The sequence below is a fragment of the Photobacterium angustum genome (assembly GCF_002954615.1).
Taxonomy (GTDB): domain Bacteria; phylum Pseudomonadota; class Gammaproteobacteria; order Enterobacterales; family Vibrionaceae; genus Photobacterium; species Photobacterium angustum_A.
Window position 1 is genome coordinate 257,077 of sequence record NZ_MSCJ01000003.1, and the last position, 14,407, is coordinate 271,483.

Annotated in this window: 9 protein-coding genes; 4 read left to right on the forward strand and 5 right to left on the reverse strand. The window is 36.0% G+C overall.

Translation table 11 applies throughout. The features are described from left to right. Positions 1 to 13 precede the first annotated feature (13 nt). A complete protein-coding gene (locus BTO08_RS15850; protein ID WP_105061648.1) occupies positions 14 to 499 on the reverse strand; it encodes a hypothetical protein in 486 nt (161 codons plus the stop codon). A 554-nt stretch (positions 500 to 1,053) separates the two neighbouring features. Here BTO08_RS15850 and BTO08_RS15855 point away from each other — a divergent pair. Next, positions 1,054 to 1,485: a hypothetical protein gene (locus BTO08_RS15855; RefSeq protein WP_105061649.1), complete on the forward strand. Its 432-nt coding sequence runs from the start codon at positions 1,054 to 1,056 to the stop codon at positions 1,483 to 1,485. A 372-nt stretch (positions 1,486 to 1,857) separates the two neighbouring features. Further along, the gene (locus tag BTO08_RS15860) at positions 1,858 to 2,574 is read left to right on the forward strand and encodes a helix-turn-helix transcriptional regulator (RefSeq protein ID WP_105061650.1); all 717 of its coding nucleotides are present in this window, start codon (positions 1,858 to 1,860) and stop codon (positions 2,572 to 2,574) included. A gap of 41 nt (positions 2,575 to 2,615) precedes the next feature. Here the strand turns inward: BTO08_RS15860 and pdxH are convergent, their stop codons facing one another. Continuing rightward, complete coding sequence (gene pdxH, locus BTO08_RS15865; protein WP_105061651.1) at positions 2,616 to 3,251, reverse strand: pyridoxamine 5'-phosphate oxidase; 636 nt, start codon at positions 3,249 to 3,251, stop codon at positions 2,616 to 2,618. Between the two features lie 271 nt (positions 3,252 to 3,522). Here pdxH and BTO08_RS15870 point away from each other — a divergent pair, with 271 nt between their 5' ends. Further along, positions 3,523 to 5,475, forward strand: coding sequence for a bifunctional diguanylate cyclase/phosphodiesterase (locus BTO08_RS15870; protein ID WP_242446283.1), 1,953 nt, complete (start codon positions 3,523 to 3,525; stop codon positions 5,473 to 5,475). A gap of 1,062 nt (positions 5,476 to 6,537) precedes the next feature. On the opposite strand, the gene BTO08_RS15875 is transcribed toward BTO08_RS15870, so the two are convergent. The 3 genes from BTO08_RS15875 to BTO08_RS15885 form a co-directional block, all read right to left on the reverse strand. Beyond that, entirely contained in the window at positions 6,538 to 8,631 is a 2,094-nt protein-coding gene (locus BTO08_RS15875) for a tRNA(Met) cytidine acetyltransferase TmcA (protein ID WP_105061652.1), read from the reverse strand. A 100-nt stretch (positions 8,632 to 8,731) separates the two neighbouring features. After that, positions 8,732 to 9,706 (reverse strand): ParB/RepB/Spo0J family partition protein, encoded by a 975-nt coding sequence (locus BTO08_RS15880; RefSeq protein ID WP_105061653.1) that lies wholly within the window; start codon positions 9,704 to 9,706, stop codon positions 8,732 to 8,734. Between the two features lie 7 nt (positions 9,707 to 9,713). Continuing rightward, positions 9,714 to 10,928 (reverse strand): AAA family ATPase, encoded by a 1,215-nt coding sequence (locus tag BTO08_RS15885; protein ID WP_045085008.1) that lies wholly within the window; start codon positions 10,926 to 10,928, stop codon positions 9,714 to 9,716. Positions 10,929 to 12,285: 1,357 nt separating this feature from the next. Here BTO08_RS15885 and BTO08_RS15890 point away from each other — a divergent pair. Further along, a complete protein-coding gene (locus BTO08_RS15890; RefSeq protein ID WP_105061654.1) occupies positions 12,286 to 14,286 on the forward strand; it encodes a replication initiator protein RctB domain-containing protein in 2,001 nt (666 codons plus the stop codon). Positions 14,287 to 14,407: the final 121 nt, after the last annotated feature.

Here is a 14,407-nt window from a genome sequence, read left to right on the forward strand (position 1 = left end):
ATAAACAAGTAGTTCAATTGTTTATTTTCACTCGATACACCACTAACCCTGATTCACCGCCAGAGAGAACTCCCCCCAAAGACCAAAGAATATCGCCTTTATAACCAACACTATTATTGCCATGAGGTGTTGCTATTTTACAGCTCAATGAAGAAGGGAGTAATAATGCATCGCAGGTGACTGCTTGCTGAGCACTGGTAAATTCAGGTGTACTATCATGCAGTACCATATCTCGAATATCACCAACGCCAGTATTCGTAAATTTGATACGGTATTCTAAAATATCTCCTGGATTTGCTACCGTACTTACACTTGCTGGTGTATTTTGGGTGATATTTTGTACCGTTTTCGTCAATGTTAAATGACCACTTTCAGAGGAACTGTTCGAAATATTGCCAGCAACGCTATCATCTTCAGCAGAATGAGCGAAAGAAATAAGCGAAAGAAATATATTTGAAAATATAAATAGAGTGGAAATCACTCTTACAATGCGTTGCATAATAAAAACCACCAAGACTATAAATCAATAAGTTAAAGTTATTTTCTTTCATCTTATTTTTATTATGAAAATAAACTCAGCAACGTTGAGTATATTTAATTAACATTATTGAGTGATCTCATTTATGAGATATTTCCTTCGCATTTAAGAATAATCTTAGGATCACGACAGCCTTTACCTAAACGGATCCCCGAATAGATCATTGTCTGTACTTAACCTTTCTCGAATTAAGATGCCGTTAAATACAAATGATCAACGTCAGATTTATCCATGATCATGTTTCCATAAACAGAACAGCACACTAAATTAATATTCACAAAATAGGCATCGAAAAGTCACTGATTTTCTTTATTTTTGCCTGTTTTACTCACAAGATCATCCTTGATCATCTTTCCAGTCCATTTGACACTGACCGTTAACTCAGCTCACATGATCATCGTTCCGTTATAAAAACAATGAGTTAAATCATTTATGGCGCGAAAGAGCCTGTTGTGTATATTGTCCTTATTAAACGAGATAGGTATTAACTAAATAATACAAATAAGGGGACTGATATGAACGAATTAAAGCATATTCAACACTTTATTGCTGAACACCATTTACTGACATTATGCGCTAGTTTTAACGATAATATTTGGAGTGCTAACTGCTACTACGTTTTCGATAGTGACAACATGATGTTGTATATCATGACTTCTCCAGAGACACGACATGGAAGCCTGATGCTAAAGAACCACAGCATCGCAGGGACAATAGCACCTGAACCAAGTGACGTTAGTGATATTCAAGGTATACAGTTTTCTGGTCAAATTGATTTAATCGATTCCAGCAATGAACAACAAGCATTAGATCTTTATTTTGCAAAATTTCCCATCGCTAAAAATATGCCATCATCAATCTGGCAAATAACATTAAATGAAATCAAAATGACAGATAATCGAATCAAATTTGGGTTTAAGCTTAACTGGCTAAGGCATCAGTTTTGAATATGTCATGACGTTAGAAGATAGTTATGATAGTTAGAAATTTGTCAATAGGTGATTTCCCCCCTGTTTTGTTAATAAAAGCTTAGTTATAGTACGCCCGTTCGTTTTTTAAGGTGATTTCATCTAGAAAACGAGCATTATCCAAAAGGATAAATCAGAAAAATTGATAATGTACCCTCACTTCGTTTTTCTGATTACCTCTTCTACACGTCGTACAGAATTATGCTCCTAGAGCCAATTCTTGTTTTGCCGGCCTTAATGGCCGGCTTTTTTTATATTTATGTCTAATATATAAGCATCTTATTACCTATATATTTACAAATACAATAAAGTGATTAAAATGTCTTCGCTGACTGTATTTTTAGGCAATATATGAATAATAAAAACGCCTCATTTTCACCCCAAATTTTTGATCAGTTGCCCGGTTGCTGGGGCTGTAAAGATATAAATTCAACATTTGTTTATGTAAATCCTGAATATGGAAGAATGGTTGGATTTGATAATCATTTAGATTGTATAGGCAAAACCGATTATCAAATGCCCATAACAACAACAGATTACGCAGATAAGTATGTTGAACAAGATCAGATTGTAATAGAAACTGAGAGAACAATTCGTGTTCTTGATATTCACCCATATCATGATGGTAAATGGCGCGCCCACCTTTTTACCAAAACACCATGGCGTGATCATAATAATCAAGTCATTGGAACTATTTTTTCTGGCATAGAGTTAACAGACACAGCTGTACTGGAAGTTGGACATTGGTTATGCCGTGCTATAGGGATAACTCAACAGCAAAAAAGTCCTTCAATGCTAAGAATAAACATAAAAAAGGAAGACATTGGATTAAATACTCGAGAATCTGAAGTGTTATTTCTTCTGTTACATGGAAAGAAACCGCAATATATCGCTAACACATTAGGTGTTTCTGTAAAAACAATTGAGAATTATGTTTTGCGCTTACGAGAAAAGTTTAATGCCAATTCTAAAGGTGAGCTTTTAGATTTGGCATTAGAGTTAGGCTATGGATCAAACATTCCAGAAAGCATGTTAAAAACCCAGTTATCGATTGTTTTAAAAGATTAAATAATCCATACAATAAAAGAGTAGTAAGCTGCTCTTTATTGTTATGGTGCTAATCGATCAATTGTCCATTCTTCACTTTGATCGTGATATAAAAAACGATCATGTAACCGATGTTCACCACCTTGCCAAAATTCAATCGAATTAAACTTAACGCGAAAGCCTCCCCAAAATGTAGGTACTGGTACCTCTCCTGCTAGAAATTTTTGTTTCAATTCAAAATATTTCCCTTCCAATGCTTGTCTTGCCGTTAAGCGTTGGCTTTGCTTACTCGCCCATGCTGCTACTTGGCTTTCTTTTGGACGAGATGAAAAATAGGTAAGCACTTCACGCTTTGATAACGCTTCAACATGGCCAGTAATATGCACTTGCCTTTCCATCATATGCCATGGGAAATGTAAGCTTATCTTATTATTAATAGCAAGTTGCTGAGCTTTACGACTACCAAGGTTGGTATAAAAAACAAAACCATGCTCATCAAAGTGTTTAAGTAACACAATACGTTGAAAAGGTTGACCAGATCCATCGACTGTAGCAACAGTCATTGCAGTGGGATCAGGTAATTTTGCCTCTACTGCTTGCTTTAGCCATCGTTCAAATAAGACTAGTGGATCATTTGGTAAATCATCTCTTCGTAGCCCTCCTTTTGAATACTCCCTGCGAATATCTGATAATTCCATTTTTATCTCCATAAAGTATAAATGATTTATTCTCTACAATATTGTGACTCACTTTTGGAAGCAAACACTATTTTCTTATGAATATTAATCTTGTTTGCAAAAACAAATAGACACATCTATCGAATTTCAACAATAAATAACAAAGAGTACAGTTGCATGATGCGAGTTTTGATAAATTAGACTCATACAAAATCAATGATTTAGTCAGCATACATAAGATATCTCTCTTTTACTGTTTATGTTGGCTAGTACTCACCTTGGTGCTCAGATTATGACACTCTTTAAACGACAAATAATAAGTATTACAACACTCATGTGTTCGGTACTTAGCATTTCTGCAGGTACGCAGTTATATACTGGCTATCATGTAATCAGTGATCAACATATAACAACAGCACATGAAGATATAAATCGTGCGCTTGCTACATTACCGGACAAATTATCCATTCTTGATAGTTTAATAATTTCACGACAGCAAGAAGTACAACTTGTTGATACGCTAAATTATTTATTCCCACCACAGCAATATAATCATGCATCACTGTTATTTGCCGATTCGACACCTTTAATACGAATAGATAATAACCGTGATATCAATAATGTTCCACAATGGTTTCAATCCTTAATTAAGATCCCAGAACATTTTGAAAAAAGAATAATAAATAATGATGATTTTGATGTAGGTATCTTAGAGCTGAGCGCTTCATCTCGCTGGGCATATACAAAATATTGGCAATTATTTAGCAACACTCTTATTTCTCATTTACTACTCATGTTTCTTGGCGGCTTTGCGATTTACTTTATTAGTAAAAAGCATTTCACATCGTTACGCAAGCTAACAAACCGTGCATATAACATAGATAATCTTAACCAAGCACCTTTAGCATTGCCTGATGAATCAGATATTAAAACAATTGTAAGAGCATTTAATAAGCTTAGTTATCAGTTAGATGTGAATTTTAAGAGCCAAGCAAACGAAGCTGTAAAACTACGAGAACAAGCTTACCTTGATCCTATCTCTGGATTAGGCAATCGTAGCTTCTTTATCCATCAAATTAGCTCTTGGTTAGATGAATCACATAAAGGCGGATTAGCGCTAATCCAAACGACTTTAATTAGTGATTATTATGAGCAGGAAGGCTATCAAGCGGGTGATAAACTGATAAAGCAGATCGCAGCACGTTTAAATGATGTGATTAGCTATAATTACACCACTATAGCACGCTTATCTCGTGATGAATTTGCCATTCTTATCCCTAACCTATCTTCTGAAAAGTTAGAATTACTTGGCAAAATGGTACTAAAAATATTTGATGATATCGTTAATAATTCAAAACTAGTCAGTCCATCAACCACAGATATTGGTTTAGTTTATAACGAAGCACAAATTACGCCGAGTCAATTATTAACACAATTAGATAACGCTTTAACACAAGCAAAGCTTACTCCTCATAAATCCATTGCTTTAATAAAAGATCCTAATAGTCATAGCAGCTTAGGTAAACAACAGTGGAAACAATTACTGGAACAAGCAATTAATGAAGATTTATTTCAATATAAATTTCAGCCTGCAACATTAGAAAATAAAAGTGTTTATCATTATGAAGTATTCACCGCGATACAAAAAAATAAGAACTTTTATTCTGCAGGCCAGTTTTTAGGTGCCATCGAAGATTTGAAGATAGGTAGTTGGTTTGATCGACATGTCATTGTTACGATAGTTAACCGACTTAATGCAGATAGAACAATAGGTCCATTTGCAATTAACATCACCAACAGCAGTATTGGCGACCCTAGTTTCACTCGCTGGTTGGATAAACTATTGAGTAATAATACGCAGATAGCCTCTCGATTATTTTTTGAATTACAAGAAATCAGTTGTATCAGAAACACAGATGCGACAAGCCTGTTGTGCAGCATTATAAAACGCTACCATTTTGGCGTAGGAATAGATAACTATGGACGTCATTTTCAATCTTTAAATTACTTAAAAGAAATCAATCCTGACTACGTAAAAATCGACTATGCATATACTTATCAGTTAAATGACCAAACAAAATCAGCTGTGTTATCTTCTATATGCCGAACAGCACATAGTTTAGATATTAAGGCTATTGCTACTCGCGTTGAAACAGAAACACAGTTAGAGCGATTATCTGATTTGTTCGTAAGTGGTTATCAAGGCTTTATTACTGAAAAATATACACAGCTAGAAACGATATAGATTATTTACACTGTAAATATTGCTATTCTTGAAAACCAGTACCTCAGTACTGGTTTTTTTATATCTAGTTATTATCTAGCTGATTCACCATATAAGATCCAAGGCGCTATCATTACTTTTAATTTAATGAAAACAAGTTGAGAGTTCTGACTAACTTTACTCACTCTAATCAAGGCTTGAATTGGGCCGATAAAATAAGTTTATTTTCAACTAAGTACGTATCGATATTTTAATCGTTGACCACTTTTTCAGAACTTTTAGATATTTAAAAATATCTCATTTTCGTTAAAGCAAACTTCTAAATATTGGCTCGCCATTTATTTACAGTGTAAATGCACCACTTCCACTTTTCACCATCTACCATCTACCATCTACCATCTACCATCTACCATCTACCATCTACCATCTACCATCTACCATCTACCATCTACCATCTACCATCTACCATCTACCATCTACCATCTACCATCTACCATCTAGTATCTAGTATCTAGTATCTAACATCTAACATCTAACATCTAACATCTAAAAAATAATAATAAATAATTAACCATCATTCATATTGTTTACAGTGTAAATACTCGTTCTCAATTTGAATATTTACACTGTAAATCACAAATAAGCACTGGATTGCATATTGTTCATAACGATATTTAACTTAAACCTAATTAGACAGTTTAGTAATTACGTTAGTATCCAACCTTTCAATTAAATGAGTATCAGCTATCTCTTCATACAGACACGATTAAATATAAAAGCAATTTTATCGCTGAAAAAAATAAGCACTATCCTACGGTCACAATAAAATATTCAAGTGAAAGTTATGGCGAGGTGCCAAGAAGTAAGAAGTAAGAAGTAAGAAGTAAGAAGTAAGAAGTAAGAAGTAAGAAGTAAGAAGTAAGAAGTAAGAAGTAAGAAGTAAGAAGTAAGAAGTAAGAAGTAAGAAGTAAGAAAATAATAATTGGATAATTTACAGTGTAAAGTGAATATACAATTTACACTGTAAATAAAAGAGAGAAACAATTTACACTGTAAACAGTACTCCCCCGCTCTGAACTAACACTAGATAAGATTCTCGCGGACAAATTTACGCAGAATGTTTTCAGCTTGCTTGCGTCCAGTAAATTTGAACGAAGAGATAACATCAGTCCAAGCTTGGCGCTGCATCACTTTTGCTATAGCAAAAAACAATTCTTCATTTCGAGTACAATCATCACTTAGTAAATAAGATGATAATCTTGTTTCAATACTTGCAACCACATAATCATAGCCTAACGCACCCAAACAAAAGCCATCAAGTTGAGACTGAATAAAGCGTTCAGAAAGTTGATAATCAATTGAATGACTCTTCTTATTTCTATATAAGCGAAGAAATAACTCAGGCGCTAGCTGTTTAAACTGTTCAACTCTTTGAGCGCTAAAACTCGCAGAAAATAAAAGCGCTGCATCATTAAACCAAATGTCATAACAGTTAGGATTGAATACCTTAACGCAGAGTAAAGAATGCAGACTACTGGCAGCATCTTTATTTATGCCTAAACGAATAGGAGTAAAACCTACGTTATGCCAAAAATTCACTAGCTCATCGGTGGCACCAAAACTTGTACCAATATAGTCAACGCCGCATGCCAAAGCGTACTGCTCAGCACGAGATAATAATTGCTGACCAATTCCCTTGCGATGGAGTACAGGTAAAACAGCAATACGTAATATTCGATAACATGACTGTTTCGCTGCTGCTTTTAAACCTAGATGTGCTGCAATAGATTGCGCTAATAAATGCCCTTTAATTCTACGCTGCCCTAGCATAACCGCTTGTGCTAAATCATCATCAAACCCACCTTCTTCGACTAACAAGCAACAACCAATTACGTGATGTTCAGAGCGAGCAACTAATACATGTTGGGTAGAATCATCAAGAAGTTGTTGAACGTCATTAGGAGATGTTTGGTAATGGGCATGAATTAATAGACCCACAATTTGAGACAATAAATTGTTGTTTGTAACAAGCTCTGCCTTCGTTACGAGTTCATAAGAAATCGTTGCACCAGATAATGTCTCTAATGTTGAGAACTCTGCATTAAGTAGTAATGCATTAAAAACCCACTGCTCTAACGGGTCGTTTACTTGCCAGCGAATAGGTTGCTCAATATGAACCGCTTTCCATTGTGGCATTTTCTTATTTAGTGCTTGCTTAAATTTAATTTCAAAACCACGCCCGGTTCCTTCATAGCCATGAATCGTTGAGGCAAATACTAAACGATTATGTCTATTTAATAACGAGATCAAGGTATCACCAGGAATAGCTGCAGCTTCATCGACAAGGATAAAATCATATTTATCTGCAGCGTCACAAATAACATCTTGCGCAATAAAATGCAGCTCACTCCCTTGGCATAATAATCGATGAGGATGAGTGGTATCAGCGTCAATCAAGCGTTGCTGCGCATGTGAAAAAACGGTAGATGCACAAGCAAAAGAAGGAGACGTCACTGCAATTTTCATTTTTCGCGCAAGCATTAACTCTGCAGCAGCGATACCTAACGCAGACGATTTACCTCGCCCTCTATCGGCCGATAAAACTAACGGACGCTTTCTATGACCAACAGCAACTTTAATAATGGCATCAACCGCATCCTCTTGTTGCTGCGTTAAACAAAATCGAGGGGCACTTGAGGCAAAATCTACATTACTATGTGACTGACAAATCCAAGGTTTAAATACTGGAATATTAGTATTTTGGCTTAACGTAATCACATCAGGTTCAGCACACAATAATGATAGACGCTTCATAAATGGAGAAATATTAGCATCACATTTCCAACCAAGAGGTAAGAGTAATAACATTACCCCACCCCCTTTTATTGTGCCAGACAACGCACCAATAACGTTCGCATCAATACCGTGATGAGCGTTAATAGCAATACAATCCGTCTCTTGTCCCAACCACTTTTTCGCTGTTTTAAAATGACAATGTACTATTGATTCAGGCGCATCTTCACCCGCCCAAAGCATCGCTGAATAGTGTTCAGAAAATAATTGCGTGATCTGAGTAGCCCAGCGAAGATCACCTTCAACAATAACAAGTCGACGGCAATTAGCAGCAAGTGAGTCCGTATGAAGCTGAGAAATAAATGTAGGAAGAAGTGATAACATACAATAACCTGAACAACATGATTGTTGAGATCATAACATGTGAAGCAAAATTGAGATGAAAAAAAACCACGCTAGAATGCGTGGCTTTAATAAAAATTGTTTATTTTAAATAATCATTTAAATAATCAAGAATGTCACTGACTTGGCGATCGCTCATTTTTTTCAAACGTAACTGTAACTTGTCACCATCGCGGGTATAACTTACTTTACCTTTAATAAGCTCTTGAGAACTTGGTTTTTCAACAACAGCTTTCGGCTGAAGTGCATCCCCCATCTCTTCAAGTTTAACCGTTACTTCACGAGTAATTCGGCTGATCCCTTGTGCTTTAATTGTTTTCCAGAGTGCCGTATTTTCTGAACTTAACTCTTCAATCATTTTTTTCTGTTGTTCAGCATCTAAGCCAAAAAACACACGGTGAAGTTTAACAATCGTTGGACGACCAAGCTCACCAACGCTAGGATAAGCCATAAGCAATTCCATCGGTAAACTTGCCGCTTTTAAAGCACCACTCACCAGGGCTTCACTGCATTGTAAATAACGCGCTAACTCTTTTTGATCCGCAACTTTTCCGCTATCAAGAAGATGTTGCATCTCTTTACCACGCTCAAATAAACTTAACGGTTTATGCGCGTTAGCGACGTCAGATAAAAATTTAGCGTGTTCAGTATTAATGCCTTTAGCAACATAAATTAAGAAATCTTTATGGGCTAAAATACAAGACATACGACGGCGGCTACCGTCTAAAACTTCAATACGACCATCATCTAACCAACGACCAACAGCTGGATATTGCTGTCCGCGATCTTTCAATGTCGATAATATATCAGCGAGTGCGTGCTCATTTAAAAATGCTTGTTCACGTGCATTCTCAGCAAAAACAGTGGTTTTAGTACTGACATCGTCTGCATTAATTTTGATTAATTCAAACGCAACTGTTTCTTCACCCGCTACCGCTAATTCTATTACTGCTGCTTTATCGCGTGCAGCTGTTTGTGCTTCTGTTACATTGGTCGCGCGACGTTTGTCCGCTTTACCGAACAGACGAGCATTAAGATCAGTTGTTTTAATAGCCATCTGTTAATTACTCCTCGTTAAGATTTGCCCAGTGGCTATGCATAACGCGTTCTAGTTCTAAACCAACGCGTTGAATAGCCTCTTGAGCGGTTGAAAGGGTCTTTTTACCCCCTTCAAACTCTGCTGCCGTTAAGTCAAATACCGTACTATAGGTATCAGCACAAGTTTCAAATGCACGGCTACGTGGCACAGTGGCCATCATAACTTGATCACGAAGCAAGTAATTCATTTCAGTTAACACTGAAACTTGCTTCTTATTATCGTCTTCAAACATTGTCGGCATTAAACGAATAAATTCTAAACCATGCCAATCTTCAGGGAACATCTCGTAAACAGTCGGTAAATGCTGGAAAAAGTTAACGGTAGATGCCCAGTCAAGACGTTTTGCAGCACAAGGAATGATTAACGCATTAGATGCATACATTGCATTCCATACCAGCGGGTCGATATGAGGACCCGTATCAATCATAATAATGTCGAACTCATCTGCAATTGGATCAATTACTTTTTCTTTGAGTAAACGAACAATATCAAGGTCTTGATTTACAGCAAGATCTTGCCATGCATCGGCATTAAACATTGCATCTTCAGGGAAAGCCGCTATCGTTTTAAGGTTAGGATATTGGGTTGGCATAACCACATTATCTTTTAAGAAATCTTTATCCATTTCAACGCCATCAGGTACGTTATCAAGCATAACGTCAACAGCTGAATAAATCGTTTCTTGTTTTCCCACACTTATAAGAGGGTTTAAAAACAGACGTAATGAACCCTGTGGATCAAGGTCGATAAGACAAATACGATAACGTTTATCTAAATCTAATGCTAAACAAGCAGCGATATGAACCGCTGTCATTGATTTACCCGTACCACCTTTCTGATTCTGAACATTCACAACCCAAGGTTTACGGCCAGCACCTTCTCTCTCATGAAAAGCCGGTTTTTTTGCCGCTTTCATCAGCTTATGGGCTTCTTCTAATGTAATAGAGTAGTGATTAGCATTATTTTTCGTAAATTGATGACCATCAGCCTCCATACGAGAAATTGCATCATCAAGTTTACGTCTTGTTAACCCTGAGCGTGTTTCCATTAAAGCTTTAGACATCGGAGGGAATAACTCCTCACGACGCTCTTCTAAAACAATCTCAATTCGGTCCGCTTGTACTTGTTTTGTTTGCTCAGCAATATTGAGCAAATTTTGGATCGTCTGTTCCCTATTCATTATCACTCTTCGCCATGATGATAGACTGAGCAATATTGTACAGCAAATATAAAACATAACAATAAAAGGCTGAACAATCAGTGTGACATCAATCTAAAGTCAAAAAGCTTTTTTTTTGATAAAAGCAGATATAAGACCATTATTTGAACATTATTTAGCGTTAACAATGTGATTAACTACCCTAAATAATAGATAGATTTAAAGTGTTACGGTGTCACAACTTTACAATGTAAATTGATTTTAGCCGGATATTTACAGAAGCATGAGAAAAATACGCTAAGTTACGGGAGATGTTATTTCAATTTCAGATCATCCTAAAATTGAACAATAAACCATAAGATCTAACGATATGATGAAATCAATCAATTTCATAGCCATTTCATTCAAATAATTAAGAAAGAACAGAAAAAGTCAGATCTCATCACTGAAAAGGTAAAAATGAATGAGCAAAATCTTGATCATCGTTCCGAGAAAATAACGACGATCATGAAAAGATGATCAAGTGTGATTACGGGTGATTTAAAACAGAACTTAAAGGCGATATTAGATCATATTTTTAGGAAAAATGATCAAGGTAAAAAAGGGAAAGCAGCGGTTTACAAGGATAATTACGGAAGCATGATAGAAAGGTGATAAGTTACGGTGAATGTAGGTTCAATAAGGGTTTAGCTGACAATATTCCCCTTTGAACTTGTCTAAAAGAGCAATATTGAATGAAATGGCGAAATAATTGAAATGCAGATTCATTTACTTGATCATTTTTCCCAATATCAAACAGTAAAAAAGCACTTCTTTAGCAACATTCAGAATCAATGTAATGTGAAATAATAACTATGATAGCAATGATAGCTTTGAACCTTACTTGAAAAAGTGAATATTATTTAAACAAAAGGACTCGAACGGCACTTACATGATCATTGTTCCAAGTAAAAAGACCTCAATAAACGAACTTTTCAACGTGGAATGAAGTATCAATCAGTATAGAGAAACTATTCCTGTGGATAACTCTGTGAGTAAGCATTTAATCTATTATGATCATGCTTTCAATTGAATGTTGATCATCGTTTCATACTACAGATGATCATGCTTCCAATGCTATGATGATCATGTTTTCAATCAACTGTTGATCACACTTCCGATAAAACCATGATCATAGTTCCATAACGACACTTTTTTATCTTCTTTTAAAACATAGTGTTACCTTGTAAAATAAATCCAGATCATTAGATCAGTTAATCAAATAGATCAGAATTAATCATAAAGATCAGTATTAAAAATCTTTAAATAAAAAACTTTATTTATTGATCTTTTTCTATTAATCTTTGCGGAAAGATGATGAATCTACGGCTAGTGATAAATGAAACCACCTCGTAATAGTGAAAATACCCCAATTGAAAAAATATTGATCGAAGCCCCTAGATCGCACAAAGATGGTCATTTATTTTTGATCCATTCAAACCTTGTCGATTGGCTTCCTCAATACCAACATTTTAAAGGGGTGACCAAAAGTATTATTGAATTGCTCAATATTATTTCGCTACGTGGTTTATCAAGCAAAGATGGTTATGTATCAACAACTGAACTTGTTGAAGCAACGGAAGGTCAATTAACGCGAGCTGCAATTCAACAACGTTTACGTGCAGCTGTGAGTGTTGGTTTATTTAATCAGCAACCTGTAAGGTTTGAAGAAGGCTTAGCAGGTAAAACCATGCTGCATCACTTCATCAATCCATCTTTGCTGATCTCTCAATTAGGCACTGGTAGTTTACAATCAGACCAATTTAAAGAAAAAGAAAAGCAAAAACGTTCTAAAGCATTAGCACAAAATCATGTTAATCGACGTTTACTGACTGAACACGGTTTAGGTACACCACCAAGTATGCCTGATGAAGCTGATCAAATTGTTGTTTCCCCAACCAGTTGGGCAGGGATCATTGATCAAGCGTTAGCGCCACCGAGAACTAAAAAAAGTTACCAAAAATCAATGGTTGCGATCAGTGGCACTAAAGCGATCATTGAGACAAGATCATCAAAGTCGATCATGACGGTGGATGATCTAATGACATTGTTTGCGTTGTTTACCTTAACGGTTCAATATCACGATCACCATATCGCAGATTACGAAATTCAAGCGCGATCTATGGCAAATAAGACGCCAGTCTATATCACTGATATCTTGGCTTTACGAGGTAAAAAAGACAGTGGTCCAGCACGTGATTCTATTCGAGAAAGTATTGATCGTATTGAATTTACTGATTTTCAATTACACGAACTCACCGGTCGTTGGCTAAGCGAAAATATGCCTGAAGGGTTTAAGAGTGATCGTTTTCGTTTTATTGCTAGAACGATCACTGCTTCAGAAGAAGCGCCTCAAGAAGGGGAAGATGGTGAGATCAGGATCAAGCCTAATTTGTATATTTTGGTGTGGGAACCTTCATTTTTTGATGAACTACTAACTCGCGATTACTTTTTCTTGTTCCCTCCTGAAATTTTACGTCAGCATACGTTAGTGTTTCAGTTGTATACTTTTTTCCGTAGTCGTATGTCTCGTCGTGTTAATGATTCGATGCTTTTAAGTGATTTAAATCAAAAGCTTGCTAGAAATATTGAATGGCGACGTTTTTCTTCTGATCTCATTCGAGAACTGAAAAAATTAGCTGAAGGAAAAGTAACAGAAACGATCTTTGCGGTGAATTTATGGGGATATCATTTAACGATCAGTGCTGAAGAGCCTGATAAACGTTACACAGATTATCGTATTGATATTAAATGTGATGCTGATGAAGTGATCCGATATTCACGTGCTAAAACGACCAATGAAGGTAAGCGTACGATGGCACCAACAATGCCAAACCCGTTACGTAATGAGATCATGCCAAAGCAAGAATTAGAACAATTATCCGCCATTATTGATGGTGAGTTTGAACCGATTCAGCGAAAGGCTCCGCGTCCGAAAGGTCGATTAGGACGTCGTATTAAGTTGCGTAAGCATCTTGTTGAGATTAATGCAGATGAATTAACGATTGTGTTATCTAAATATACCTCACCAGAAGCGCTCCAACGAAGCATAACGGCTTTATCTGCAATGACTGGTCATCCATCATCAGTTATTACTGAAGAGTGCCACGGATACTTAGAGAAGCTAGACTGGTTATATGTTTCTGGTCAAAAAGTCAGTTATGAAACCTTAAGTCGTACCGTTGAGTTATATAACAGTCGACAAGACGAACGTCATTTATCGATTGAACGTTTAATTTCGGGCTTGGCTGTTAGACGAAAAGTCTGTCAACTTGTCCATGAAGGCCATATTAATGAGCAAGTTTTAAAAGCACTTGATGATGTCGCCAAAGGCATTTAAAGCTGCTGCGTTAGAAAGAAAAAGAGCGTTTTGTACGCTCTTTTTTTTTTTTTTCATTTTATTAACGGAACATTTAGTATTTAGTGTATTTTATTAAGTTATTAGTAGTTTTTGTGAATAT